Origin of the sequence: Vibrio harveyi, from assembly GCF_030060435.1 — a bacterium.
GTDB lineage: Bacteria > Pseudomonadota > Gammaproteobacteria > Enterobacterales > Vibrionaceae > Vibrio > Vibrio harveyi.
In genome coordinates this window covers 992616-1019578 of record NZ_CP125875.1, presented here as the reverse complement: position 1 = coordinate 1019578, position 26963 = coordinate 992616, and the positions used below count along the sequence as shown (strand labels likewise).

Annotated in this window: 37 protein-coding genes; 2 read left to right on the top strand and 35 right to left on the bottom strand. The window is 39.7% G+C overall.

The genetic code is table 11. From position 1 onward, the window contains the following. Window positions 1-96: 96 nt before the first annotated feature. From QMY49_RS05085 to QMY49_RS05045, 7 genes are all read right to left on the bottom strand, one after another. Entirely contained in the window at window positions 97-624 is a 528-nt protein-coding gene (locus QMY49_RS05085; protein WP_130349969.1) for a CbrC family protein, read from the bottom strand. Between the two features lie 135 nt (window positions 625-759). After that, window positions 760-1746 (bottom strand): hypothetical protein, encoded by a 987-nt coding sequence (locus tag QMY49_RS05075; protein WP_248359902.1) that lies wholly within the window; start codon window positions 1744-1746, stop codon window positions 760-762. A 152-nt stretch (window positions 1747-1898) separates the two neighbouring features. Next, window positions 1899-2921: a Kiwa anti-phage protein KwaB-like domain-containing protein gene (locus QMY49_RS05070; RefSeq protein WP_283313166.1), complete on the bottom strand. Its 1023-nt coding sequence runs from the start codon at window positions 2919-2921 to the stop codon at window positions 1899-1901. A gap of 4 nt (window positions 2922-2925) precedes the next feature. Beyond that, complete coding sequence (locus tag QMY49_RS05065; protein ID WP_088880722.1) at window positions 2926-3543, bottom strand: hypothetical protein; 618 nt, start codon at window positions 3541-3543, stop codon at window positions 2926-2928. Between the two features lie 157 nt (window positions 3544-3700). After that, complete coding sequence (locus QMY49_RS05060) at window positions 3701-4033, bottom strand: hypothetical protein (protein ID WP_283313159.1); 333 nt, start codon at window positions 4031-4033, stop codon at window positions 3701-3703. Between the two features lie 154 nt (window positions 4034-4187). Continuing rightward, window positions 4188-4448 carry a hypothetical protein gene (locus QMY49_RS05050; protein WP_283313155.1) on the bottom strand — a complete coding sequence of 87 codons (261 nt, stop codon included), beginning with the start codon at window positions 4446-4448 and terminating at the stop codon, window positions 4188-4190. Beyond that, a complete protein-coding gene (locus QMY49_RS05045) occupies window positions 4448-4969 on the bottom strand; it encodes a hypothetical protein (protein WP_283313152.1) in 522 nt (173 codons plus the stop codon). The genes QMY49_RS05050 and QMY49_RS05045 overlap by 1 nt, the downstream gene beginning before the upstream one ends. A 250-nt stretch (window positions 4970-5219) precedes the next feature. Here QMY49_RS05045 and QMY49_RS05040 point away from each other — a divergent pair, with 250 nt between their 5' ends. Beyond that, entirely contained in the window at window positions 5220-6953 is a 1734-nt protein-coding gene (locus QMY49_RS05040) for a hypothetical protein (RefSeq protein WP_283313150.1), read from the top strand. After that, on the top strand, window positions 6943-7221 hold the full coding sequence (locus QMY49_RS05035; RefSeq protein ID WP_283313148.1) for a hypothetical protein: 279 nt from the start codon (window positions 6943-6945) through the stop codon (window positions 7219-7221). The genes QMY49_RS05040 and QMY49_RS05035 overlap by 11 nt, the downstream gene beginning before the upstream one ends. A 250-nt stretch (window positions 7222-7471) precedes the next feature. Here QMY49_RS05035 and QMY49_RS05030 read toward each other — a convergent pair whose 3' ends face one another. The 28 genes from QMY49_RS05030 to QMY49_RS04795 form a co-directional block, all read right to left on the bottom strand. Continuing rightward, a complete protein-coding gene (locus QMY49_RS05030; protein WP_283313146.1) occupies window positions 7472-7903 on the bottom strand; it encodes a GNAT family N-acetyltransferase in 432 nt (143 codons plus the stop codon). A gap of 205 nt (window positions 7904-8108) precedes the next feature. Then, window positions 8109-8420 carry an antibiotic biosynthesis monooxygenase family protein gene (locus QMY49_RS05025; RefSeq protein WP_283313143.1) on the bottom strand — a complete coding sequence of 104 codons (312 nt, stop codon included), beginning with the start codon at window positions 8418-8420 and terminating at the stop codon, window positions 8109-8111. 143 nt (window positions 8421-8563) lie between these two features. Continuing rightward, the gene (locus QMY49_RS05015; RefSeq protein ID WP_010448849.1) at window positions 8564-9034 is read right to left on the bottom strand and encodes a hypothetical protein; all 471 of its coding nucleotides are present in this window, start codon (window positions 9032-9034) and stop codon (window positions 8564-8566) included. Between the two features lie 163 nt (window positions 9035-9197). Then, complete coding sequence (locus tag QMY49_RS05005; RefSeq protein ID WP_283313137.1) at window positions 9198-9698, bottom strand: opioid growth factor receptor-related protein; 501 nt, start codon at window positions 9696-9698, stop codon at window positions 9198-9200. A 156-nt stretch (window positions 9699-9854) separates the two neighbouring features. Then, window positions 9855-10574 carry a hypothetical protein gene (locus QMY49_RS05000; RefSeq protein ID WP_283313134.1) on the bottom strand — a complete coding sequence of 240 codons (720 nt, stop codon included), beginning with the start codon at window positions 10572-10574 and terminating at the stop codon, window positions 9855-9857. A 151-nt stretch (window positions 10575-10725) separates the two neighbouring features. Continuing rightward, window positions 10726-11253 carry a hypothetical protein gene (locus QMY49_RS04990; RefSeq protein WP_130193141.1) on the bottom strand — a complete coding sequence of 176 codons (528 nt, stop codon included), beginning with the start codon at window positions 11251-11253 and terminating at the stop codon, window positions 10726-10728. Between the two features lie 145 nt (window positions 11254-11398). Continuing rightward, on the bottom strand, window positions 11399-11800 hold the full coding sequence (locus QMY49_RS04980) for a hypothetical protein (RefSeq protein ID WP_283313128.1): 402 nt from the start codon (window positions 11798-11800) through the stop codon (window positions 11399-11401). A 135-nt stretch (window positions 11801-11935) separates the two neighbouring features. Then, window positions 11936-12709, bottom strand: a complete 774-nt coding sequence (locus QMY49_RS04970) for a nuclease-related domain-containing protein (protein WP_283313120.1) — start codon at window positions 12707-12709, stop codon at window positions 11936-11938. A 150-nt stretch (window positions 12710-12859) separates the two neighbouring features. Further along, complete coding sequence (locus QMY49_RS04960; RefSeq protein ID WP_283313116.1) at window positions 12860-13498, bottom strand: hypothetical protein; 639 nt, start codon at window positions 13496-13498, stop codon at window positions 12860-12862. Between the two features lie 148 nt (window positions 13499-13646). Further along, window positions 13647-14375 (bottom strand): hypothetical protein, encoded by a 729-nt coding sequence (locus tag QMY49_RS04950; RefSeq protein ID WP_283313028.1) that lies wholly within the window; start codon window positions 14373-14375, stop codon window positions 13647-13649. Window positions 14376-14550: 175 nt separating this feature from the next. Next, window positions 14551-15018, bottom strand: coding sequence for a proline and serine-rich protein 1 family protein (locus tag QMY49_RS04945; RefSeq protein WP_283313113.1), 468 nt, complete (start codon window positions 15016-15018; stop codon window positions 14551-14553). Between the two features lie 162 nt (window positions 15019-15180). Continuing rightward, a complete protein-coding gene (locus tag QMY49_RS04935) occupies window positions 15181-15651 on the bottom strand; it encodes a GNAT family N-acetyltransferase (RefSeq protein ID WP_283313107.1) in 471 nt (156 codons plus the stop codon). A 156-nt stretch (window positions 15652-15807) separates the two neighbouring features. After that, complete coding sequence (locus QMY49_RS04925) at window positions 15808-16167, bottom strand: hypothetical protein (protein WP_032550858.1); 360 nt, start codon at window positions 16165-16167, stop codon at window positions 15808-15810. A 151-nt stretch (window positions 16168-16318) separates the two neighbouring features. Continuing rightward, entirely contained in the window at window positions 16319-16723 is a 405-nt protein-coding gene (locus QMY49_RS04915; protein WP_224721380.1) for a hydrolase, read from the bottom strand. Between the two features lie 148 nt (window positions 16724-16871). Continuing rightward, on the bottom strand, window positions 16872-17261 hold the full coding sequence (locus QMY49_RS04905) for a hypothetical protein (RefSeq protein ID WP_283313077.1): 390 nt from the start codon (window positions 17259-17261) through the stop codon (window positions 16872-16874). 135 nt (window positions 17262-17396) lie between these two features. Continuing rightward, window positions 17397-17831 carry a hypothetical protein gene (locus tag QMY49_RS04895; RefSeq protein WP_283312995.1) on the bottom strand — a complete coding sequence of 145 codons (435 nt, stop codon included), beginning with the start codon at window positions 17829-17831 and terminating at the stop codon, window positions 17397-17399. Between the two features lie 125 nt (window positions 17832-17956). Beyond that, window positions 17957-18736: a hypothetical protein gene (locus QMY49_RS04890; RefSeq protein WP_283313105.1), complete on the bottom strand. Its 780-nt coding sequence runs from the start codon at window positions 18734-18736 to the stop codon at window positions 17957-17959. A 147-nt stretch (window positions 18737-18883) separates the two neighbouring features. Then, on the bottom strand, window positions 18884-19300 hold the full coding sequence (locus QMY49_RS04880) for a hypothetical protein (RefSeq protein WP_033007936.1): 417 nt from the start codon (window positions 19298-19300) through the stop codon (window positions 18884-18886). Between the two features lie 168 nt (window positions 19301-19468). Further along, on the bottom strand, window positions 19469-19810 hold the full coding sequence (locus QMY49_RS04875; protein ID WP_283313100.1) for a hypothetical protein: 342 nt from the start codon (window positions 19808-19810) through the stop codon (window positions 19469-19471). A gap of 137 nt (window positions 19811-19947) precedes the next feature. Further along, window positions 19948-20817, bottom strand: coding sequence for a DUF2971 domain-containing protein (locus QMY49_RS04865; RefSeq protein WP_283313097.1), 870 nt, complete (start codon window positions 20815-20817; stop codon window positions 19948-19950). Window positions 20818-20969: 152 nt separating this feature from the next. Continuing rightward, window positions 20970-21458 carry an HAD-IIIA family hydrolase gene (locus QMY49_RS04855; RefSeq protein ID WP_283313092.1) on the bottom strand — a complete coding sequence of 163 codons (489 nt, stop codon included), beginning with the start codon at window positions 21456-21458 and terminating at the stop codon, window positions 20970-20972. A 163-nt stretch (window positions 21459-21621) separates the two neighbouring features. Next, entirely contained in the window at window positions 21622-21984 is a 363-nt protein-coding gene (locus QMY49_RS04850) for a hypothetical protein (protein ID WP_283313090.1), read from the bottom strand. Between the two features lie 135 nt (window positions 21985-22119). After that, complete coding sequence (locus QMY49_RS04840; protein ID WP_283313085.1) at window positions 22120-22893, bottom strand: nuclease-related domain-containing protein; 774 nt, start codon at window positions 22891-22893, stop codon at window positions 22120-22122. 149 nt (window positions 22894-23042) lie between these two features. Beyond that, window positions 23043-23546: a peptide deformylase gene (def, locus tag QMY49_RS04835; RefSeq protein ID WP_188012047.1), complete on the bottom strand. Its 504-nt coding sequence runs from the start codon at window positions 23544-23546 to the stop codon at window positions 23043-23045. A gap of 709 nt (window positions 23547-24255) precedes the next feature. Beyond that, complete coding sequence (locus QMY49_RS04820) at window positions 24256-24660, bottom strand: hydrolase (protein WP_224721380.1); 405 nt, start codon at window positions 24658-24660, stop codon at window positions 24256-24258. 148 nt (window positions 24661-24808) lie between these two features. Continuing rightward, the gene (locus tag QMY49_RS04810) at window positions 24809-25198 is read right to left on the bottom strand and encodes a hypothetical protein (RefSeq protein ID WP_283313077.1); all 390 of its coding nucleotides are present in this window, start codon (window positions 25196-25198) and stop codon (window positions 24809-24811) included. A gap of 187 nt (window positions 25199-25385) precedes the next feature. After that, window positions 25386-25619, bottom strand: coding sequence for a hypothetical protein (locus QMY49_RS04805; RefSeq protein ID WP_005377029.1), 234 nt, complete (start codon window positions 25617-25619; stop codon window positions 25386-25388). Window positions 25620-26365: 746 nt separating this feature from the next. Further along, window positions 26366-26938 (bottom strand): hypothetical protein, encoded by a 573-nt coding sequence (locus QMY49_RS04795; protein WP_283313074.1) that lies wholly within the window; start codon window positions 26936-26938, stop codon window positions 26366-26368. Between the last annotated feature and the right edge of the window lie 25 nt (window positions 26939-26963).

Here is a 26963-nt window from a genome sequence, read left to right as displayed (position 1 = left end):
CTATACCCAAGCTCCCGCATACCACCTTAAACACTAAAGCCAACGCATAGTAAAAATGCCACGCGTTGCGAATCACTCTTAAACAGTTTGTTAGCTTTACGCAAAGTCCAGCGAATAAGTAAATATGCCACATGATCTACACTTGAATTTGTAGATTGCAGGATTCCCACCTTTTTCGTAGTAAGTGACTATTTGGCGCCACTCATTACTACCTATTAGCTGATCGTTTAGTAAAACCTCTAATTCAGCGTCTTTTACCTGTAATAGATCAGACTTCTCTGCATCTCCATGAAATTCGCAAGCATCGCCACAGTGCGATAACCACACTTCTTGCTGCCATGAAATATAGCTTGGAGTTCTTTCACAAACTTCTTTTACCACAGACTTATCAAGTCCAGCTTTCATCAATGGATGTGGGTCAGCAAACTCTCCGTCGAATTTCTTCGCCGCCGAGCCATCAGAAATGCACCAAGGACAAATAGTTTCGACGTCATGTTCAGAGTAAATAGTAGAAGTTGCCCTGTAGCCACGACTGACACCACAACATTCACAATTTGCATCTGTAACTTCTACAGCACCCGTTTTTATAGGATCGGGATGATACTTAAATGTTGGTAATTCCATTATACCTCCGAGTAAAGCTAACGCCCTGTTAAGGTGTGAGCAACGCAATACCGAAACTCCCGCATACCACCTTAAACACTAAACGCAACGCATAGTAAAAATGCCACGCGTTGCGAATCACTCTTAAACAGTTTGTTAAATGCGTGGTTGAAAGTAGTACAAACCTTTATTACTAAGTTCTTCTACGACATATGTTGATATCCGCAACTCATCTAATTCATGAGGAACTTTATACTGGCTTAACTCGATTGAATGATTGTGTATAGTATTAGTCAGTTTTATTATTTCATTCTTTTTGTCAGCCATTCTAAACGGATTGGAACAAATCAGGTTAAATGCATTATAGAAATCCCAATGTCCCTCAACTTTATCCTTTTCATAATAGTTATAATGTCTGTGATATAAGTTAGTCAAAATAACAACATCAACTCGATTATACTCAGCATTCGGATGGAATGAGTCTTGTCGAAACAAGCCTTGAACACCATACATATAATGAAACCACTTTTGCATATCTGTCGTATCATCACAGCAAACAACCAGAATATTAAGTGTCTTTAGATGAATAGTACTACTAAACTTGCTATGTGCAGACAGAAGGAAATCCTTCAGCTTATTATCCATATGTTGTTGCAGTATCAATGGTTTTTTAACTAAACCACTACTATCCTCAACATTTTCAAACAACTCTTGGAGTTGTTTGGCAACATCTTGAAAATCTGATAATCGCCCTAAGGCACCTAGCTTGAATGCATTTTCCCCATCGATTTTATTTTTTTTCGAATAGTCAGCACATTTGATCTCTACGTTAAACTGAAACCCATCGACCTCAAAAGCACAATCAACATCTTTTGGAGGATTAACTTTGTGTTCATATTTAAAACAATTAGGATACAAGTTTGCTAATGTAGCACTAATCGATGTTTCACATGCAGCCTGAATATACTTTGCTTCATTAAATGTCTCTCCTTCAAGTTGAAGATCCAATTTCAGATTCTTCAATTGAGTTGGTGTCATAAAGCTACTCAATATATTTATCGACCTCTCCAGTTCGGAAACATACAGTTCTTTTTTCTCAGATTCATTAACAAGGTATTTGTTATTTTTATTTGTTATCTTCATTCTAATTATTCTCTAAAGCATTTAACGCCGCATTAAGGTGTGAGCAACGCTACCACGAAACTCAACCATACCACCGTAAACACAAAACCCAACGATTAGCACCAAAAATGCCAAGCGTTGGGAATCACTCTTAAATGCTTTGTTATACGTACTTATCCCTCGATGGCAATAAGCTCACCTTCTACGTCAAACATAAGGTCATCGACAACTGTTTTTACTCGTTTATTTTGCAGAAGAGTTAAGAGTTCTTTTACATATTCCTTATTGTCTTCAATAAGGATTTTGCCATTAGAATCAAACTTTACTTGCCAATTACCAGCTCTATCAGCAGCTTGTTTTAACTTTCTTAGCCAGACTTCATTGCTGTAATATTGCTTATCTAACACTGATGCCAATTGGCGCATCATTCGTTTGTCTTCACCAATGATATTAGTCAGTTTTATCGATTCTTGAGAACTCATGGCTGCACTTTGACCCAGTGCCGTAATTGCCTCAGCTTTCTTTTCAACCAAACGATCATGGAAGTTCATTGCCACTTCAAACTGCTTGATATCAGCAATATAGACTCCTGACTTATATTGAATGAAATCAATATAAGGCGTTATTTGAAAGCGAGGACTCTGATCGATTTTAACAACAAGCTGGTTATCTTGCATACTTGTAAATATGCTTTTTCCTGCAGTGTTGTTTACCGACCATGCACCCTTGATATATCGAAAAGCATAAATACTCTGCTCTTCATCACCTTCACCAAATGTTAATTGAATAACATATGCGTTGTAGCCATTTAGCTCACTTTCCTCTGTAATCGTTGACAAACCACCACCTTCAACCTGTGTTTTTAATTGGTCAAGGTCAGTTGAGCTAGACTCAACGTAAAAGAAACGATTGTCTTGAATTGTGGGGATGGATTTCAGCTCTTCGATGTGTTCGTTACCACGAATACACTGGATAACATACTGCCTAAAGTGCTCTTTGTAATCATCATGTACTTTAAGGTTCTTTATGTCTCCAAAACGTTTTGTTTTGTTACTTGTTTTTACTTCAGCAACCCATAGGTTCACTACTGAATCAGATAGTTCGAGCCCACGCAGCTCTGCGAGCTGTGTGTCAAGAGATGCCTGATCCAGTCTTTGCTGAACTTCCTCGACTACATTTGCTTGGACTTGTGTCATCCTGCTACCTATCACCTAACGTTGAAATAAAATTTATGCCTGAGTTTTCTAGAAAACGAACTCTCGTAGTTGACGCTTTTGCGATGCCCATACAGAGTGCTGTAGTGATATGTTCTCCATTTGGTTGTCCAACTTTTCGGTACTTAATTTCGAATAGCCGAATACCCAACAAAAGAAACATAGGATTTAATACGATTATTTTTTCTTTCCGAGTGAATGCGAACATAAATACTAGAAATACGAACAATGAAGCGATCGACTGCCAAGTTTGATAATCAAAAGCAAACAAACCGATTAGAAATGGCAAAGTATAGTTAAGCATATCGCCTCGAACGGGCGAGACTTCAAGTAACACTACCTCATCAGAGCCTTGCGCCTTAGAAAATAAGCCTCTCATTAAAAATGCCGTAACCAATGTGCAAATAGAGGATACTAACAAGCCTCCTACCGCCCAATAGCTTACGTTCGTACCCCATTGCACAAAACCAATCGGGATGGTCGCAGATTCAGAACCGATGTCTCGAATGAACAAGATTAGAAACAAAGGGTAATATGATGAGATAAATATCAACAGCTCGACCCAGAGCTTGATCCCTATCTCATGCGATGTTTTTATTATCATTGTCGCAACCCATTATAAAACTTGTTGAATTATACCTGATTTGGCTATGGATATTCTACTTTGTACGTATAACGCCGCATTAAGGTGTGAGGGACGCTTGGCTATACTTGAGCGAAGCGAAACTGCCAAGCGTTGCGAATCACTCTTAAATGCTTTGTTATGTACGTTTGTAAGCATCCTCGTAACTTACACCGATAGACGCTAATAGATCTTCGAAGTACCCCACCTCTGCTAACTCACGGTTGTCTTCATATGCAAGGCACAAAATAATTCTCATTTTTGCAACGTCTGCAATTTGAGTGTTATAACCATCATGTCCATCAACCCAGGTCCACAGCTCTTCACGCAACGCCTCTAGGTCCGTACTTTCGTTCTGGAGCCAATAAGACTTGACGATTTTAAATGACTTCTCGGCGATGTCTAACTTGGGAATTCCGAGCTTATCAAGCCATGAAATCATATGGCTTGCATATTCTACATTTTTATCCAATTTATAATTTCCCTGATAAGTACATAACGCCCTGTTAAGGTGTGAGCAACGCAATACCGAAGCTCCTGCATACCACCTTAAACACCAAACGCAACGCATAGTAAAAATGCCACGCGTTGCGAATCACTCTTAAACAGATTGTTAACTGTCAGAACTACACCACTAGTTGAGACCTCATTTTATTAATTAAATTAGCACGCTCCTGCCCCTCAAACATTTGAGCTTCGCCAGTAATAATTTTTTCTGCATCAGCAAGAAAGCTCTTCTCTATGAGGGCGAGTATGTGCTGCGTTTTAGCTAGCTTTCCGTCGACTGCTTTAAAGTCTACATTTGCGTCGGGAAAAATGGCAGTTAAGTCGTATTTTTCATACCAGTGACTAAACTTCCCGTCCAATGCCTCTACAGAAGTATGCATCAGACACATTCCAATAACTGACTGGTAAAGTTCAAAATATGAGTAAAGTAAGGCTCCTGAAAAACTCTAAATTTTCGAGCTTTCGAGTTGCGGAGAAGATTAGTATATGAAGTTAATGATACCTGACTTAACTCACTCTTGGTCTGAGGGTTGCTCACAAACGCTTCGTGAAATTCTGAAGGAAGACTGTCTAGAACAGCTATAATTCCTGGAATTTGCTTCCTGAGCTCAATAATTTCGTGCCAAAGAACCTCTATAGCTTCAATCTGCTTTTGCCGATGATAATCTAAAGCTGATAAGTTGTTGTTAATTAGAGACTCTACTTGTACACCATTAGCCTTAAGTTGCGAGTCTAATAATTTAAGTTCAATATCTATCTGCTTCTTACTGTCTTGTAACTTCACATCAAACTTGTAAGCAATCGATTTTCGAACAGCCTCTGTTATTGCGCCTTTGAAAATAGCCCAAATGCCTCCAGCTGTAATTGCACTAGTCACTGCTCCAATTAGTATATCGTTCAACTATTTCACCTATCTGACTTCTGACAGTTAACGCCGCGTTAAGTGGTGAGCAACGCAGAACACTGCACTTAAAGTATTGTGCCGTAGACACGAAAGCCGAAGCAAACCAGAAATGCCAAGCGTTGGGAATCCGTCTTAAACGCTTTGTTATGTAGATTTAACGCAAAACCAACAAATTTTCCATTCGAAATCAGTGAAATACTACCAAAACGGAGGTACAATTCGACGACTTATACATTGAGACGATTTGATGAATTTAGAAACATTAATAAAAACACACTTTCCAAAGCTGTCACGAGATGGCTTCGAACAAATCGATCTTTCCTTGGCCAGCAGTGAAACTGCACTTGGCTTGGGTGGCGTTGAATCCGTAAGGGACCCAAACGTACTTGTTTCGTGGCCACCGAACGTGTTTCTCGTATTATACTACTTACTAGAGTACACCGATAAATACCGTTTAATCGTGTCACCGCAAAATGGTTGCTGGACCAAGGCTGATCGCGATGAAGGAATGGCTCTAAAAAACGAGTGGTTGGATTACCTAGAATCTCGACGAACTGGAGATTCTACAAGTGCCATTCCAGCGCTCACTGATGCATTAAATATTGTATTCCATAAAGACAACTTTGAAGAATGTATTTACGATCTATGTGAAAGCCATAAGTTCATAAGCACATTATATAAATTAATTATATCTGTAGATGAACTATTTTCTGATCTAGATCTAACAAGTGAAAAGTCGAATAACAGTTTCAAGTTTTTCGTAAATGCTAGGAGAGTTGTATTTAATAACATTAATAACCTAGCAAATAACGATGGAAAAACAGGTGTAGTAACATATAAATATTTAGTCCCTCAATCAGGATTAACTATTAATAATTTAACTCAACACATTACATTCTTGAAGCCGAGCGTGAAGCCTCATTTAACCATAAACAAAGTAAAACGAAAAAGATTTGATAAAGCATCTTATAATGTTCTTTTTCTACCTTGGCCTATGGAGATAGAGTCTGACTCTTTTAGTATCAGTAAACATAAAAGTAACATAGAAACGGATAACTACTTTGATTTCTTTGACTATGCTCCAACCAAAGAGATTAGTGAGAAGAAATTTATACTAACTATAATCTCGGCTTTAGAGCGTGTTGGCTTTCTAGATATCATAGTATTACCAGAGTGTTCGGTATCTTTAGAGCTGTTAGAAAAGTTGAAAGCGCTTCTATTTGAGAGCTTCGGGACAAGAGCTCCTGCTTTATTAGCTGGTACCTATGGCCCAGATGGAGAACATTGTAAAAACTCCGCATCGCTATCTTTTATTGGAGCTTCAGATCAATTTGATACCATCGAGCAAAACAAACATCACAGATGGTTTCTGGATGGCTCTCAGCTCACTAACTATAACCTGGCTAACGCATTAGATCCTGGTAAAAAATGGTGGGAAAATATTAAAGTAGGGAGACGAAAGCTAGTCAGCTTGCATACTGGAGACAATATTAGAGTCTGCCCTTTAATCTGTGAGGACCTTGCTAGACAAGACCCTGTTGCTCAAGCTGTTAGGGCGGTAGGGCCTAATCTCGTAATTAGCCTACTTCTCGATGGTCCACAAATTGAGAAACGTTGGCCTGGGAAATATGCTTCTGTATTATCAGAAGATCCAGGCTCCTCTGTATTATCTGTTACAGCTCTTGGGATGACATTACGTTCAACTGGTACTGGGTTCCCACCTAGCCGCCAAGTAGCGTTATGGAGTGAGTCAGGAAAGAAACCAGAAACCTTAGAGATTAAAGAAGATGGTGCTGGTATTGTGATTGAGCTAAAAATGAAGACACAAACCATGTGGTCCATTGATGGTCGTAGCAAAGAGAAAAATATTCTCCGGAAAATCAATGATTCCACTGTTTTTACCAAGAGCAGCTTGAATGAGCTAAACTTAGAAAGTTTAAAAAACATTTTGAAAGGGATGGTTGCAAAAGATGAGCATTGATTTAGATAAAAAGCAAATTTTTAGTACTATTTCTGACATGGTTGTTTATAGCCCAAAAGATGCAAAGGACATTTTTGAAATCATTACATCTCGAGGTATGAGCAGTGATTTCTCAGATATATTCCCAGTAATTGATTTTGTAAATGAAAATTACGTAATCCATCCTGATAGAGAATACTACCTAAAACTAAGAGAGTGCATAAGCAATATTACAAATGATGAAATAAGAATCATATTTAATCATGCTCTCAACAATATAGATTCTTAAAAACCACTTTGTGTGCGCACATAAGGTGCGCACATTATCTACATAACGCCGCGTTAAGTGGTGAGCAACGCTACCACCAGACCTAAGCTATTGTGCCGTAAACACTAAAGCCGATTCAAACTGAAAATGCCAAGCGTTGGGAATCCGTCTTAAACGCTTTGTTATGTGATTTTTTCGCCGCATACGGAAACGCCCAAAGTTATTAGCCTTGGGCGTTTCTTCTGACAAACTGGTTACGACAAACCGAGCTTTAAAGTCTCATATGCAGAATTGGAAAAGGTTTTCCCATATCATCAAGTGGCGAGCGAGAAACAACTTTGAAACCCATATGCTCGTAAAAACCTACCGCTTGCGGGTTTTGTTCGTTTACATCGACTTTGGTTACGCCTAACTGCTCTATTGCGTATTGCAGTAGCACCTTACCAACGCCTTGCCCTCTTGCCTCGTTTAAGATGAACAGCATTTCAACCTTTGCGTCGTGAATACCCACGAAACCTAAAATTGAACCACTTTCATTTTTCACACATCTTAACGTGACAGCAGGAAAAGCCTGCTCAATGATAATTGGTTTAAAAAACTCTATGTCTTCTTCTGTTATGAAGTCATGAGTTGCTCGGACTGAATTTTCCCAAACACTAAGCATTTCTGCGTAATTTTCAGGAAGCACATTTTCTACAATCATCGTATTTTCTCTAAAGTTGACTGAAATTCATGTGCAGCCGCGAGCGGGCATTTTAGCCCCTATAGATATGAATTGTCCACAAATCACATAACGCCCTGTTAAGGTGTGAGCAACGCAATACCCAAGCTGCCGCATACCACCTAAAACACTAAACGCAACGCATAGCAAAAATGCCAAGCGTTGCGAATCACTCTTAAACAGATTGTTATAACCACATGTTCTCACGGACTTCATAGTGGCTAACATGACGATCTGGATTCAATTTGTACTTTTCGTCCTCTGGATACAATTTGGCGACACTGATGTCTTCACCAGAAAATGCTTTGATACATTCAAGATCTTCCCAATAAGTCAACAACGTGATTTCAGCAATATTGCCTAAATCTCGATTTAGAATTTGAGCACCGAGGAAACCTTTTGTACTGGATGTATCTTTGATTCCTGTCTCATACAGGTATGCAACAAACCCTTCTTCATACTCTTTAGGGCAAGTAGCTTTCCATTCCCTTGCTATCATAAATACTCCATTTTATGCCGTGGTTATAACGCCTTGTTAAGGTGTGAAGCACGCAATACCAATGCTCTCGCATACCACCTTAAACACTAAAAATAACGCATAGTAAAAATGCCACGCGTGCTGAATCACTCTTGAACAACTTGTTAGGCTTCAGATATACCAGCCACATGATGTCTTGCGTCCCAGTCTCCGAATAATTTATGTTCTGGGCTATAGAACTCAACAGGCATAGAGGACTGTAGCCCCAGACTATTTAATCTTGCATCTTCGGTTACTGTGATGATCCTAACTTTGTATAACTCAGAAACTACCTTAATCACGTCAGACGAAGTTGGATCGCTAAGCTCTTTTATTTTCTTGTAAATTACTGTAACTGGAACAACATGTTCAACAATACGTTTTTCCTTTGGGCTTAATGACGCTGCTTTTGAAATAGGAGCCGACTTGTTATATTTAGTCAAAGCACGTTGGTCTGACTTCGTTACGTGCCCGAAGATATGACAAAAAATGGAGTCAATGGCTAAACGATAAGACGCGGCATCATCAATGCCTGCATCAAGCATCGCAATAATAGAGTTTGCATAGCCTCGAGCCTTACGATCGTTTAAGTTCACTTTATACCTCTTTCTGATGCCTAACGCCCTGTTAAGGGGTGAGCAACGCAATACCGAAGCCGCCGCATAACACCTTAACCACTAAATTCAACGCATAGTAAAAATGCCACGCGTTGTGAATCCCTCTTGAACAGTTTGTTAGTACGCTTTTTCAGCGCTCCCCCTAACCTTTAAGCGCATTACGCCAATACTCGACCGTTTTATCTGAAACCATGTCAGTTTCTTTAGCCGCTGCCACTAGAAAGTCACACAGGTTAGCTGCTATCTGCTCATTACCGAGTAAATATAAACTACGAATTGCTCGGGTCAGACGAAGTTGATTGTGGTCATGACTTTTAAGCCAGACATGGTTAGCAGGACTTAGTGCCAGTAATGAAGAGATTTGACACCCGTCTCGATGCAATCCCCAAAACTCAAGTAAAAGGTCGAGAGCTTTTAAGTGGGCAACACGCAACTCTTCTGAATTAGCAAAAGCCTCTCGATCTGCTTGAGTTACCAAAGGAGCATGTTGATTGAACTTAGTACCCTCATCGATCGGGAAAAGAACTTGAATGTACTTATGATCGTGCTCTAGCCAGAAGTGGTTGTAAGCTAACAACTGCTCTACATTGCGACCAAATTTATCTGGGGCTTCACCAGATATGAAGCGAGCAATTTCACTCATTTTAAATCCTGCTAATTGTAATTTTTATCTTTGCGCACTAACGCCGCGTTAAGTGGTGAGCAACGCTACCACCTGACCTAAACCATTGTGCCGTAAACACTAAAGCTGAATCAAACCGAAAATGCCAAGCGTTGGGAATCCGTCTTAAACGCTTTGTTAAGCGGCTTTCTTGGAGTTGTTCGCTTGATGTAGCAAATTCTTGGGTGAGCCAATTTCCAACATTGCAACAATCAAAGATGTTAATAGCGCATCGGACGCCTTATAGAATTGTGTCAATGCTTCCGAAAACTTCATAACATCAAGTTCAGAGATAATTTCGTATTGTTTGATTGCTTCTTTCTCTCTATGAGCAATGGTGTTATGGCGTGTTTCAGAGAACTGCGATTCTATAAGTTTACGTGCTTTCTTTAGCTCTTTTAGTGCACTTACAACTTGAGACTTGGATGTTTCTGATAATCCAGTTGCTTCATAGATAAAGTGCATTTTACGCCCAGTAACTTTCCCCATGTCCCACTCATATATAGTAAGAATGAGAGTTCTGAGAGCAATGTTTCTTTTAGTTTCATTAGGATGTGAGAAAGCATCAGCTTTTAAAGCTTGAATGTCTCTTTCGGCGAGCAAGAAAAACAAACCAATATTAAAAAACTGCTTAGTCGCAGGAAACAAGCTTTCGTCAATTTTTCGATATTCACGCACGGTTATGTCAATCGCGTTATTTATCGCCTTATCTTTGACCTTAAATTCTCGATTCAATTTGTAATGCAGGCGAAGCATAAACAAGTATCGGATCTTTGAACCAAAGCGACTGTGGAACTTCAAACGAAACCATCGCTCTTGAACTGAACGATCTTTATCAAGAAATTTTTTACTAAACATACTTATACCACCGCTTGTCGCTTAACGCCCTGTTAAGGTGTGAGCAACGCAATACCAATGCCGCCGCATACCACCTTAAACACTAAACTCAACGCATAGTAAAAATGCCATGCGTTGCGAATCACTCTTAAACAGTTTGTTATATCACGTTCTAAAAGAGCATGATCAAGCAACCTAACGCAACTGCAGACATACTCACAAGTATGATAAGAGCACACAACATACGATAGATCGCTTTTAAGCGCCCCTCTACCCCAGCTAGCAATAGTTTATTTTCTTTATCAATATTAACCGGGCTATCTGAAGAGTGTTCGGTGGCAACGTTAGCTATAACACTACCGCCAGCACCAAAAAACGTTGCTCCTGCAATAGCAACTAGACCTACAAATGAAAGCTCTAGTTGTTTAGGAACATCAAATATGCGCCCTTCTTTTACTTCTAAGCCTGCAGCTGTCGTTAACAACACAACGAAGCAAGTTCCGCTTAGTATCATTAGAAGCCCTTTGTCTAACTGAGAAGTTTCATAATGAACTACCCATAGAAACAAAGTTATATAGCTTATTAAAAAACCAATCAGCGCAAAATCAACGTGGTTAAATATACCTAACAACAGAGAAAGGAAATACATAAGCCAGCTAAACACTCCAAGCTTTTTACTTTTTGTAGTTTTATTTTTCATCTTTTACTTTTTATTTATCTTAGTGATATAACGCTCTGTTAAGGGGTGAGCAACGCAATACCGATGCCGCCGCATACCACCTTAAACACCAAAATCAACGCATAGTGAAAATGCCACGCGTTGCGAATCCCTCTTAAACAGTTTGTTATGCGCCAGTTATAGTTAACCAGTTGTCCCTATATTTTTCTAACTCAGGTTTTATTGTCGACACCCCACTCTGCTTAAAAGAACAGCTAAACTTCACTGAACTTCCTTTTAGAGCAAGAGCCTCTTCACGAGACATGATGAATAAATGATCAGTATTCTTATCCATTATTACCAACACTAAAAAGTCATATCTTTTCTCAACACCTGATATTGAGTTATTAGTATTTTGGTTATGCAGATCTGTAGTTTTCACTTGAATTCTAAGAACTCTTGAGCTTTCAAGCACAACGGTAATGTCGTAATCTTCTTGGTTCGATTTAATAGCTAGATAAGCTTCAATATCTAACTTTAAAAGTTGAGAAAGCACTAAGTGCTCTCCATATTTTCCAATAAACTTCATGACTTCCTTATTGGCGCATAACGCCCTGTTAAGGTGTGAGCAACGCAATGCCGATGCCGCCGCATACCACCTTAAACACCGAACGCAACGCACAGTAAAAATGCCACGCGTTGCGAATCACTCTTAAACAGTTTGTTAGTTGAATTGTTTCACCGCTCTACACTTGGGAAAGGTTGAACAACCCCAAAACTGTTTACCTATATTTTCACCACGCTTGGTTTCACGCAACACCATTTCAGAGCCGCAACGGGGACACTGATTTGAGCTAACTTTGGATGCGACAACTTCTTTGACATGTTTGCGATGCTTTAAATCCGTAATGACTCCGCGCTTTAACTTTATCTGGTTTATAGACTCAGTTAACCGAGCATAATCCCTGTCAGAGAACACTACCTGGTTAAATTGCTGAATATATCGAATACTTCCTCGAGCGTAGGTAACGTTTGGAGGCATTTCGGTTTTAAAGGTACTGTCGCCGATGAAAACAATAACTGAATGCAAGTGTTCTTCACTGCAACCTAGCAAGGTTTCCAGAGCTTTTATGTGCTTGTAATTCTGATGCAGTGGGTTTTGAAATTTAGAGGAATGACGGTAAATCTTTTGTGTCCACTGTCTCTGGCGAGCCGAGCCAAATATCCAACCTTTCATATTCTTAGTTTCAACGACGAAGATGCCATATTTAGAAACCACAATATGGTCGACTTGAGTCGTACCATCGCCAGTCGGCAACGTTACGTCTTTTATTAGCGTGTAATCAGGCTCTGGTAATTTGGATAAAAGACGGTTCACTAGAAACTCACCGAATGCACCTTTTAGCCACCTACTTTTGAAAACGCTAACAATGAGCAATAAAGGCACTAGATACCAGACTTGCGCAAGCACATTAAGAAATGCCTCAAAAATATTCACGGATTTTCCCTATTCAACTAACGCCCTGTTAAGGTGTGAGCAACGCTGTACCGAAGTTGCTGCATACCACCTTAAACACTAAACGCAACGCATAGTAAAAATGCCACGCGTTGCGAATCACTCTTAAACAGATTGTTATGCTGATTATTGTTACTTAAGTCCCAACCTAAGAAGCATAGGTTTCCACACCGTTTCATCATAGGGAATACCGCTAGAGGAGCAACATGCTTTAACCAGATCCTCCCTAGTTGATCCTTTTGAAAAGGTGAAACGCTCTTTTTCTGCACTTAGTTTTTTAAGATGGAAGATTACCTGAGTTACATCAACTAGAAGAAGTCCTGTGTAATAACTTATATTTTTCGAGCAGTCTCGTTCTTCAGAGTTATCTATTGTGTGACTATTCAACATCCAAGAATCTGCATACTTGCCGCGCTTTTCGTTGTTTTTAACAAGGCTTGTGACTACCGGTCGTAGGCGAACTATAAGTTTCCTTTGTGCTGGAGTTACGACCTTATCAGTGCTCGCCAGTTCGATTACAAGTGCATCAATTAATGAAAGATCCAAAAATGGCAAGCCTGAATATTGCTCCCTTAATGGCTCTTGGTATTCAACTACTAAGGTGGGGAACCAGTTTTCGAGCGTCTCTGATAGATACTCAAACTCATTGTAGAAAGCTGATTCTAATCTTTTTGTTCTTTGTTTATTGTTCTTATCGGTAAATAGGTAGCTAACGAGAGCACCTACTACAGCACCAATTAGTGCGCTAACTACAGCAATAAACCATTCCATTTATCAAATTCCCATAAGCTTATAAGCAGCATAACGCCCTGTTAAGGTGTGAGCAACGCAATACCGATGCTTCCGCATGCCACCTTAAACGCTAAAACCAACGCATAGTAAAAATGCCACGCGTTGCGAATCACTCTTAAACAGTTTGTTATGTTTCTCTTTCTATCATCTGCTTTAAAGCACTAAAACTCACAGAATTACTCAATGTACGCCTGTTAGGATGCTCGATCCTAATTGCTTTAAGCTCGGGATATTGAGGGATTCTAACCTCAGCGATTAAGTTCAGAGTCTGCTCTGCAAGCTCGCCATCCAAAACGCTCAACTTCGGTAGGAACTGAACTTTAGTACCAAAGTGATGCTTAATAAAAGAGTCTCGTGTACTTCCCGTTGTAAAAATTACAATATCAGGTCTAAGTATCGAGAATTCTTCAGCTAGAATATTGAAATACTCTCGCTCCAAATTTCGTATCGAAGGGCTAGGTTTTCCACGTCCGTCGTTACCTATTTTTGAAATATTATTCCAGATAAATGACACAGTCTTATTGCTAAACTGTTCAGTAAGCTTTTCTTGGAAAAACCTAAAATTCTTTCGATTCCAAAAGGCTCGCTTCCCTCGATTTTTGCCGCTCCCGGAAATTTGATGAAAGTAATTAAAGTACTCATTCATTAAGTTTTCGACTGTTGCATCACCAGCATTCAACTGTCCACACCATCCATCTGTCTCTTGACCAATAATCATGACTTTGACGTCTGAATCGATGTAGGTTTGATCAACTTTGATGAGGAGAGGATTTGAAGCTTTTGAAGATAATCCGCTTGCCGCTTCTAGCAAGGCATCCCACTTCGACCTATATAAGCTCTCTAGTTCTTGATTCATTATTACCTCAGGTAATCAATCGGAAACATAACGCTGCGTTAAGTGGTGAGCAACGCTACCACCTTACCTAAACCATTGTGCCGTAAACACTAAAGCCGAATCAAACCGAAAATGCCAAGCGTTGGGAATCCGTCTTAAACGCTTTGTTATGTAAATTTTTGTGGTAGCGTTAAAACTATTTACTTACGTATTCTGCTTCACAATCGAATCCATCACACCTAATAGTAAGAGTTGTACTCTTTGTCGATGTAACTGAAGTTGAAGAACTCTTGGAGCTTGTAGTTTCCGAGAATTCTACCGCCTCTGCATCAAGTACTTTTAGCATTTTTTCTTTGGTCGAATCAAAGTTGATAACTTCCATCAACTCTGATAATTCTAAATCAGAATATTCTTCGTGGTGACCTCGCAATGTTTTAACTGCTTTCACTTTGGAAGAATCAAAATCAAAATACTCTACGAGTGTTATTAACTCTTTAAATGTCAGGTCGCGATTTAGGTTGTTTACGTTGTCGGAAACAAACCTGTTTTTTGTTGAGTCAAAATTAAAATGGCTTATTTTTGTCAACAATTCTTCAGGCTCCATAGCCTGAACACTTAAAGAACAAACTAAGTAAAATACTCCTGATATAATGATTTTATACAATTTCAAACCCCTCCTTTTGTTCGATTTACATAACGCCTTGTTAAGGTGTGAGGCACGCAATACCGAAGCCTCCGCATAGCACCTTAACCACTAAAACTAACGCATAGTAAAAATGCCACGCGTGCTGAATCACTCTTGAACAATTTGTTATGTAGCCGACTTTCAGGCTAGCGCTTTCTGTCCAAGTTGGATTTTGGGCGCAATACCAACTTTGCGATACAAAGCTAGAGCTGATTCATTGAAAGAGTATACTTCTAACCACTGCTCTTCCCCGCCGTTAGAAATAGCCCTTTCCTCAAATGCCTCTATTAGCGCCAGTCCAACGCCTTGGTCTCTAAAACATGAATCCACTACTATTTGTTCAATGCTTGCGATTTTTCGCTGTTTGAGTGTCCAAGACTTACGGACCCATAGCTCACCAAAAACCAAACCTACTAACTGCCCATTGATTTCGGCTACTAGAAAAATTGAGCTTTCACTTTCGATTATCTTGTGTAGGTCTATTTTTTGTTCAATTTCTTCCGGTGATAAAAAGTCGTCAGGTAAATTTGCTTGATGATACTCATAAAGCTGAAACTGTAGTTTCTTGATAACACAGATATCTTCAATGCAAGCTTGGCGAATATTTAACATATATAAATCCTTTTAACTTACCGCCCTCTCGCGGCTACATAACGCCCTGTTAAGGGGTGAGCAACGCAATACCGATGCCGCCGCAAACCACCTTAATCAAAAAAATCAACGCATAGTAAAAATGCCACGCGTTGCGAATCCCTCTTGAACAGTTTGTTATGTACGTAGCTCAAAATGAATACCTGAGCTCTCAAACTCTATGGTCCCAAAGCTACCAACAACCTTGAAACATGATTGGTTCTTTTCGAAGTATTCTATGTTTCCATAGTCTTTTGAGCCATCAGGATCTAGGGTCGGTTGTATATCACTTTGATTCAAGAGCCCAGTAATACTCGAAACATCGTTAAACAGAAGAGAGCCCAAGCGATAGCAAGTATACTCACCTACCTTTGGAGTTTTATAGTATTCAGACTCAGGCCAGATGCTGAACTCTAGTTCAATTTCCAAAGTTTGATCGCAGTAGTTCCACCCCAAAACAAATGAATCTTGAAGGTCTACGCCTACGAGAAAATCCATATTTCTCTCCAAGTACATAACGCCCTGTTAAGGGGTGAGCAACGCAATACCAAAGCCACCGCATACCACCTTAAACACTAAAACCAACGCATAGTGAAAATGCCACGCGTTGCGAATCCCTCTTGAACAGTTTGTTATGTGCGTGCTTACGTTATGCACCAAACTGCTTTATACGCTTGGCACCAATAAAAAACCGATACTTACTTTGTTGAAGTAAGTCTAAATGGCGCTCAAACTTGGGTAAGCCATTGGATAAAGACAGATGGTAGACGAGTCCATTACCGGCGTACACTCCAACGTGTGCTCCGTATGAGTCAGCAGAGTCGTTGTACAACATGATATCTAGCGGCTTAAACTCAGTGACCACCTCACTCAACTCTGAGTCATTCCACAGTTCACTAGAACGGTAGTTAGGTGGATTTAGACCGAAGTCTCTGAGCAGATTATACGCAAAGACCTGACAGTTAGCTCCAAGCGTTAAGTCGGAATCATCTTTGCAACCTGGAATGCGGGATGAAACGTATCTTACATTTTTGAATCTATCGGGAATATCCATGTCCATTTTCTCCCAAAGCACATAACGCCCTGTTAAGGTGTGAGCAATGCAATACCGATGCCGCCGCATACCACCTTAACCACTAAAACTAACGCATAGTAAAAATGCCACGCGTTGCGAATCACTCTTAAACAGTTTGTTATAAGCACTATTTCACGACACTAACTACTGATATTAATACCGCAATCAAAGCAATTATGGTCGTAGCTTTGAATTGTGCGCTGCCCTCATGAGATGACAACAAACGCTGCGCCTCACCAAGTGTGGTCAGCGCAATGTTTCGTGTATTGAATGCTACTGAAAGCTTACCGGAGCACTTTTGAATTGAGTTGTAATCATCCGGCATATTTGTATGGGGTTCAATTTCAGAGTCCAATTCAGAAAGCTGTTTACGAAGTTTTCCCAGTTTCACCTCGAAACCATGAAGCTTTTTTGAGCAAAAAATGTGATAAAACTGGGGTTTAAACTCCGATATATCATTGAGCACGGAGAAGCAATCCTTGTTCAATTTCATCGCTTTTTTATTGATTTTATTCATCTTAACTTCCCGTGCTTATAACGCCCTGTTAAGGTGTGAGCAACGCAATACCGATGCTTCCGCATACCACCTTAAACACTAAAACCAACGCATAGTAAAAATGCCACGCGTTGCGAATCACTCTTAAACAGTTTGTTAGGCAGACTTATCACGTAACTTAACTAGCCTAAATAGGAAAACAAGTGCCCCCCACATACTGTATAAAGCAGTTAAACCACCAATTTGAATTAATGTATATCCATGGGCGGCTCCTTTAACACTCGAGAAGTACTTTAGAGGAGCTTGAATTCCAAACCAAGCTAACCAGCTACCCATTGCTGCTAAGATAATTGTAAAAAGCAAGAAACCAATTAGCTGAAAAAGCGTTTGTTGTTGGAGATTATCCGTATCTTTATATGTTTTACTAAAAGGAAACCTATAATATTTCATACAATAAATTAGCAAACATGTGATAGGCAGCACCCCAATATCAATTATTGTAATAGGTAGCCCAGTGTATAGCCTAATTGCTTCAGAAATGAGGATGACCAAAAATATAATAATACCCGTTTTTAATTTTGCCCAACTCATAAACTTGACCTGTAAGCTAAAAATAACCTTGTATGCCTAACGCCGCATTAAGGTGTGAGCGGCGCTTGGCTATACTTGAGCGAAGCGAAACTGCCAAGCGTTGCGAATCACTCTTAAATGCTTTGTTAGGGATGTTTCTCAGAATTCTCAATCAACCTATGCACATCACCCATAATGCTTTCATACTCTGTACCTTTAGAGGAGTAGACGTAGCTTGGTGGTGCTCCAAAGTTGCCCGCAGAGTTTCTATATATACCGATTACGGCACACTCATTGGTTGCTACAATATTTAATGAAAATGGATACTCATACAAGTAAACTAGTAGCTCATGCTTCTCAGAACCATAGTCTAGGTAATTCTTCATTGATTTAATTGCATCTAGCACTTTAACTTTGTAGTGTCCTGAGTCTTTTCTATTTTTGTGGCACAGGAAATCTTGCGAACTAGATTCTGGATCTAACAGTATAACGACTGTTTTTTTATTATCTTTTCTAAACCTTTCACTTAGTGCCCCTGAGTTGTTCGCGATGAAGTTTTTGCCATCATTCATGACCAAGTACAAGGTTTCCGAGTTCACAATATCCACACTATTTTCTTTCATGTTGTTAGAGTAAATTGTGTTAATAAAACCTTGTTTTTCCATATCAACTAAAACTGGAAACTTCTCATGTACCAATTGCTTAATTTCAGCATTTGTATGAAATTTTATTTTTTCATTTACGTAAAATGATATTGTCAAGAGAATAAATATAGATGTACCTAAACTCAAGAGTATTTCTAACCAAGGAGTTGGCACACCAATATAGTACGGAATAACCGCAAGAAGAAGTAATGACACTACCCCCCATCCAGAATATTTACTTAATAAAAGTGGTAAAATTTGATTATTTTTATTTTCTTCCACGTGTTCTCCTTTTTCAATTTAATCCCTAACGCCCTGTTAAGGTGTGAGCAACGCAATACCGAAGCCGCCGCATATCGCCTTAAACACTAAACGCAACGCATAGTAAAAATGCCACGCGTTGCGAATCACTCTTAAACAGTTTGTTAGCTATTTATCCCACTGCCTATAGTCTGTAGTAAATCCGTCAAAAGAAGCATCGGGTATGTGTATTCTGCAATTTAGCTTGACTCCACTGTAATTCTCTGTAAATGAAAACTGTGTCGTAGTCGTTGCTTCATTTCTTAAAACACGAGGATTCTTGTAGCGATTATCAACGACAAACGTTCTATCTCTAAACCGCTCAAATGCTCGATGCAACCCACTATCAGCCCCTAGGTAAAAGGAAGCATTCATCAAAGCTTCAACTTGCTGAAAGCTATATTGTTGAATTGGATTACTAGTTATGTAATCAATTGCATCCTCTAATCGAGAAGTTTCGATCGGGATCAAAGAAGCTTCTTTCATCAATTTAAGTGCATAGTTGCACCCAATAGCAACACCTTTTGCCTCAATACTATTTTTCATTTTCCACCGGTTGTAATCAACTTAAATAGCTAACGCCCTGTTAAGGGGTGAGCAACGCAATACTGAAACTGCCGCATACCACCTTAATCACTTAAACCAACGCACAGTGAAAATGCCACGCGTTGCGAATCCCTCTTGAACAGTTTGTTATGTGACTTGCCCCAAAACCTAATCACCAAAAAACAGTGGGGAAACAGCCAAGAGAACAGCACAACTTAACTTAAAATAGAATACCGCTAGGAATACAAAATTCAGCTTATTATTTTTAGGAACCGGAGTACCTGACAACACATCTGTTCTAGAGTAATACTTAGCGGAAAATATGCCTAATAGAAACACTAAATAGGCACTCAACATTAATAATACCAAATCACCATTAATACGCATGAGAATCGGTACCAATAAAGGCATCAAAAAAACAAAGCAGACACATATAAACCAAAGCTTCAGTAAGGAAGAAGTAGCAGCCCATTTAAATTTACTAGCTAATAGTTTGGGTATGTATTCCATGTTATTCCTTCTCTGGTCACATAACGCCCTGTTAAGGTGTGAGCAACGCAATACCGAGCCGCCGCATGCCACCTTAAACACTAAACACAACGCATAGTAAAAATGCCACGCGTTGCGAATCACTCTTAAACAGTTTGTTATACCGTTTTTGAGTGGAACTCTCTTTCGATTTCGAATGACTCTAGATCAATGTATGCTCGATAGATCTCACAATTGATATCTTGATTCCCTTTTAATACCGAAAGTAACGTAGTGAGTTTACTTTCCGGCATTTTCTCTCCATAAGTAATTGATTTAATTGCATTCGACGAAAAGTAGTTCATATTCTGTTTATTTTTGACTATCAATCTAAATTCATTTTCATAAGACCACTCCGACGACTTTGTCGATACTAGAGAACCAATATTGAGGTTTTTACCAGAGCTATTACCTCTTTTTTCAACAGTTCCGAGGAAAAGATCTATGAGAGTGTATTTCTGAAGTTCACGATACTCCATTGGACACAAGCCGATTTCCTGCCCGGCACGGTCAGATAAGCTCCTAATTAATTCGGAATAATCATATTCAATACAAAAGCCTCTAAGACCATTCCCATAGTGTGACCACATCAGCTTGTTTCGCAACGCACTACTACCCTGATCTCCATCAGCAACTAAGCAACATGCTTTAGTAGTTTGAACATGTTCAAGTAGTTCTTTTTGAGTGAACGACACTACTCTCTTTAAGTGTTGTTCATAATAGCCAGCAAGTTCTCCCTTAATTATAAGTTCAGTAAGAATATCATTGAGTTCTTGTTCACTGACGTCGTTTTTGTGTAGCTCTTTATACATACGTATAGCCTTGTCTTGCTCATATTCGCCTAAGTCACTATGAATTGCATTTTGGACGAATACATCTTCAAACGGGTCGTTGAAATCTGAGTAAGAGCTAAACCATAGATAATTGTTAGCCAAAGCATCTAAATCATGAGCATTGTAAGGGAAAAACCTATATAAACTTTTAACCAACTATCAAACCCTCGTACTAGTTTTTCAAAACGGTATAACGCCCTGTTAAGGGGTGAGCAACGCAATACCGATGTCGCTGCATTCCACCTTAATCACTAAAACCAACGCATAGTAAAAATGCCACGCGTTGCGAATCCCTCTTGAACAGTTTGTTAGCTTTTGGAGCTTTCGTTTACAAGATCGTGGACCCAGATAAAACCACAACTTGCGCTTTCCGCTGCAATTTTATCTTTAAGACGATCACCTACGAAAACCGTCGATGCTGGCTCGACACCAAAATGCGCTATTATGCGCTTTAACATTCCGCCTGCTGGCTTTCTACAGTCACATTCACCATCAATGGCATGCGGGCAAAACTGAATGGCTTCTCTATCCGGAAGAAAACCAAAAACGCCTATGACCATATCATTAAGGAGTTGAAGACTTACTTCCTCTGTAAACTCCCCCCTAGATATACCCGGTTGATTTGTCGCGATACCAAATTTTTTGGATGTCCAATCGTATTTGCTGAGGACATCACAAACATCACCTTTTAACACCCACTCCCCTTGTGCAAGCGGATAAAACTGACCTTCAACGGTGCACTCCCGTAGTGTATCGTCAGCATCAAAGATGACCAATTCATATCTATTCAAATCCATTGAATACCTCTTTTGAGTTCTGTAGAAAGCTAACGCCCAATTAAGGGGTGAACAACGCGACCACCTAACCTAAAGCATTGTGCCATAAACACTAAAACTGAAGTAGAAGCAAAAGTGCCAAGCGTTGTGAATCCCTCTTAAATTGCTTGTTAGGGCATAATTTTTAAGATAGACGCTTAGCCACAGCATAGCCTTTAGCCGTCAATTGAAACCACACTGAACCAGCTGGTTGCCCAAAATTACCTTCCAGTATTTGGAGTAACTGTTTTTCTCTAAGCTCTAGTATTTCCGAGCTAACACTTATTGTTTCACCATGCTTATATGGGCTCTTAACTATAGACTCAGGCTCCAAGTTGTATTCTAAGATCCCTTTAAAACTAGGGTTACTTAATGCCAACTTTAAAATCGCTCGTTCGTCTTTGGTTAGTTTCGTAGGAATCCAAGACTTAATCACTGGCACGGCAGCAATACACGCTGCAACTGTACCTACTAACAACAAAACAGACTCTAATACTTCTAAACTCATAGCCTTTCCTTTGTGCCCTAACGCCCTGTTAAGGTGTGAGCAACGCAATACCGAAGCCGCCGCATACAACCTTAAACACTAAAACCAACGCATAGTAAAAATGCCACGCGTTGCGAATCACTCTTAAACAGTTTGTTAGTTGAATTGTTTCACCGCTCTACACTTGGGAAAGGTTGAACAACCCCAAAACTGTTTACCTATATTTTCACCACGCTTGGTTTCACGCAACACCATTTTAGAGCCGCAACGGGGGCACTGATTTGAGCTAGCTTTGGATGTGACAATTTCTTTGACATGTTTACGATGCTTTAAATCCGTAATGACTCCGCGCTTTAACTTTATCTGGTTTATAGACTCTGTTAACCGAGCATAATCCTTGTCAGAGAACACTACCTCGTTAAATTGCTGAATGTATCGAATACTTCCTCGAGCATAGGTAACATTTGGTGGCATTTCGGTTTTAAAGGTACTGTCGCCGATGAAAACAATAACTGAATGCAAGTGTTCTTCACTGCAACCTAGCAAGGTTTCCAGAGCTTTTATGTGCTTGTAATTCTGATGCAGTGGATTTTGAAATTTAGAGGAATGACGGTAAATCTTTTGTGTCCACTGTTTCTGGCGAGCCGAGCCAAATATCCAACCTTTCATATTCTTAGTTTCAACGACAAAGATGCCATATTTAGAAACCACAATATGGTCGACTTGAGTTGTACCATCGCTAGTCGGCAACGTTACGTCTTTTATTAGCGTGTAATCAGACTTTGGTAATTTGGACAAAAGACGGTTCACGAGAAACTCACCGAATGCACCTTTTAGCCACCTACTTTTGAAAACGCTAACAATGAGTAATAAAGGCACTAGGTACCAGACTTGCTCAAGCACATTAAGAAATGCTTCAAAAATATTCACGGATTTTTCCTATTCAACTAACGCCGCGTTAAGTGGTGAACAACGCTAACCACCAAACCTAAACCATTGTACCTTAAACACTTAAGCTAACTTGAACTGAAATCGCCAAGCGTTGTGAATCCGCCTTAAACGCCTTGTTATGAGCGGGGTTAAGAGTGCGCTTTGAGGTACTTTTTAACCTTTTTCATAGCCATTTGACGCTTAAGTGGCGAAAGATAGTCGATAAACAAGTTACCCGATAAATGATCTATTTCGTGCTGCATTACGATGGCTAGAAACTCATCACTTTCAATGGTGATTGGCTTACCTTCGCGATCTAAAGCAGACACAACAACTGAAGTAAAACGCTCTACGTCTGCATAGTAATCAGGAACTGATAAACAACCTTCTTGACCCAATGCTTTATCTGAACCACTAACCACTTCTGGGTTAACCAAAATTAACGGTTCATCTCGACTTTCTGAAAGGTCGATAATAACAACTGCTTCTTTACGACCAACTTGAGTCGACGCCAAACCGATACCATTGTCAGTCGCATATAGCGTTTCCAACATATCGTCTATTAATGTTTGTACCGTATTAATATCTTGCACCTTTTCCGCTGTAACCTTAAGCCTTGGATCTGGTGCAGTCAGAATTTCTAAAACTGCCATATTTTCCTTCTAATTCTTGGAAGCTCATAACGCCTTGCTAAGGTGTGAGTAACGCAATACAAAAGCTACCGCACAGCGCCTTAATCACCATAAGCCACCGCAAAGTAAAAATGCCACGCGTTACGAATCACTCTTAAGCAATTTGTTAGTACATACGCTGCTTCTATTTATGCGCTCCAAGATATTGAAAAGTGGCATAATATGAAAGGCTTTGAACACTGAAGTGAGACGGGCAGCTACAAAACTTTACCCCGATTGAAAGACTATAGTTGGCTAGAAGAAAAACGTACTGAACTCACCTACTTTTACTGACTTCAAATTAGAAAAGGATGCGTTCCTCGCGCTTCGACAGCAACACCAAAGAAAGGCAATTTTGACTTAGTAAAAACCACGAAAAAGAAGAAGCAATAAAGAAATAGGCTAAAAGTTAGAAACCGTAAACGGTGAAATCAAAGCGAACACTCCGGATATAGTGCCACCGGAAAGAACGTGAAAGGTACAAACTGAAAGGTGTAAAGACGAGCACCAAAACAGATAAACACCAAAACTTATGACCTTTGATGTCAAACCCGTACTAACGCCCTGTTAAGGGGTGAGCAACGCAATACCAAAGCCACCGCATACCACCTTAAACACTAAAACCAACGCATAGTGAAAATGCCACGCGTTGCGAATCCCTCTTGAACAGTTTGTTATGTGCGTGCTTACGTTATGCACCAAACTGCTTTATACGCTTGGCACCAATAAAAAACCGATACTTACTTTGTTGAAGTAAGTCTAAATGGCGCTCAAACTTGGGTAAGCCATTGGATAAAGACAGATGGTAGACGAGTCCATTACCGGCGTACACTCCAACGTGTGCTCCGTATGAGTCAGCAGAGTCGTTGTACAACATGATATCTAGCGGCTTAAACTCAGTGACCACCTCACTCAACTCTGAGTCATTCCACAGTTCACTAGAACGGTAGTTAGGTGGATTTAGACCGAAGTCTCTGAGCAGATTATACGCAAAGACCTGACAGTTAGCTCCAAGCGTTAAGTCGGAATCATCTTTGCAACCTGGAATGCGGGATGAAACGTATCTTACATTTTTGAATCTATCGGGAATATCCATGTCCATTTTCTCCCAAAGCACATAACGCCCTGTTAAGGTGTGAGCAATGCAATACCGATGCCGCCGCATACCACCTTAACCACTAAAACTAACGCATAGTAAAAATGCCACGCGTTGCGAATCACTCTTAAACAGTTTGTTATAAGCACTATTTCACGACACTAACTACTGATATTAATACCGCAATCAAAGCAATTATGGTCGTAGCTTTGAATTGTGCGCTGCCCTCATGAGATGACAACAAACGCTGCGCCTCACCAAGTGTGGTCAGCGCAATGTTTCGTGTATTGAATGCTACTGAAAGCTTACCGGAGCACTTTTGAATTGAGTTGTAATCATCCGGCATATTTGTATGGGGTTCAATTTCAGAGTCCAATTCAGAAAGCTGTTTACGAAGTTTTCCCAGTTTCACCTCGAAACCATGAAGCTTTTTTGAGCAAAAAATGTGATAAAACTGGGGTTTAAACTCCGATATATCATTGAGCACGGAGAAGCAATCCTTGTTCAATTTCATCGCTTTTTTATTGATTTTATTCATCTTAACTTCCCGTGCTTATAACGCCCTGTTAAGGGGTGAGCAACGCAATACCAAAGCCGCTGCATACCACCTTAAACACTTAAACCAACGCATAGTAAAAATGCCACGCGTTGCGAATCCCTCTTGAACAGTTTGTTAGTATTCAGACCCAACCTGTTACACCGAACTTAAAAAGAAGTCTTATTTGTCAGTTCTCTATCGTCTTGATACCACAGTTTTCACAGATCGTATGTCGAGAAAACTCATCCATAGAAGCTAAAAATGGACCAACTGCCCAGCCTTTGATTAACCCAGCAATAAACTCTTTACGCTTTTGATGTTTTACACCAGCAAAAGGACTTGGGTTCCTAATCAATACGGTAATATGTTTGGATTTAATGTTGCAAGCAGAACACTGATATTTGTCTATCTGATGAAGCACTAATTTTCCTCCTGAATACTAACGCCCTGCTAAGGGGTGAGCAACGCAATACCGAAGCCGCCGCATACCACCTTAATCACTAAATTCAACGCATAGTAAAAGTGCCACGCGTTGCGAATCCCTCTTGAGCAGTTTGTTAGTTTGCAAACCCAACGCGTTGATTTTACGTTATTTTAAGCTTTGCAAACAATAAAACTTATGTGTTTTGATGCATTTAAGTCAGGCGTAGTCTCAAAGCGGCTACTCAATGAAACCACGTGGAACAAACAACGCCGCAGAAAACGAACTAACAACACCAAAAAGCGCTTTTGGAAAACCAATCTCACAATGCGGACTTTCAACAAAACCACTGAAACCACATGAACTTACCACACCAGAGAAAACGCCATTTCAGCGAGTAGAGCGGCTTTTGCACCAACGAACTCAACGAGCAAAGTTTCAGCAAAAAAGTTCAACTTAGTTAACCCAAAAGTCGCCGCACCAAAGAACAAATCAACCGTTGAAACGATACCAATTTTGAGTTTACACCACGCAAGTTAACACTGAAATTGAGTGCCGATACGACAATTTCGACTTTAAGCTTTTACCACTAAATCTTGCGATATAGGCGCGTTTTTCCTCTTGCAAACTAACGCCCAATTAAGGTGTGAAGCACGCGACCACAAAACTCAATTTGAATGCCGTAAACACCGAACTAAACGCAAACCAAAAATGCCAAGCGTGCTGAATCACTCTTAAATTGTTTGTTAAATGACTATTACTGATATTCCAATAACAGCTGTTATTAATAATATACTGACGATCGTGATCAGGAGATTAACTTTTGTAGTCAAAGCATCTACTGTGTTTACTAACTCTTGTATTTTCTTTGTTCTATCTTCGACGATTAACTTTTCTCTTGCAATATCATTATCTATAGCAAAATTGTCTGCGTGATTAGCCAACAAACTACCACCTGCTCCAGCTGAAGCTAACAGCGCAATTTGTGTAAGCATATGTAAGTCATCTGTTATTTTTTCGGTTATTACTTCGCTAGGTATAAGATCTATAGCATATTCTTTATAAATAACATTCATAAACAACGCATATATAACCAAGAGAAAGCCTTTCATAAATCTTGGTGTTCTACTTTGAACAATGAGTGTAAATATTATAAAAAAACCAGAATATGAACAGATAAAAAATGTATTCTCGTATCCACTCCAAGCAGTTCTAAAAATAGACTCTAACTTAGGCGTTTCCAAAACAGAATGAGCAACCACTAATAGAAAAGCACCTAAAATAAAAACGAAGAATTTTATAATCAATTGTGGTACCACCAAGCTTCCTCCAAGTCATTTAACG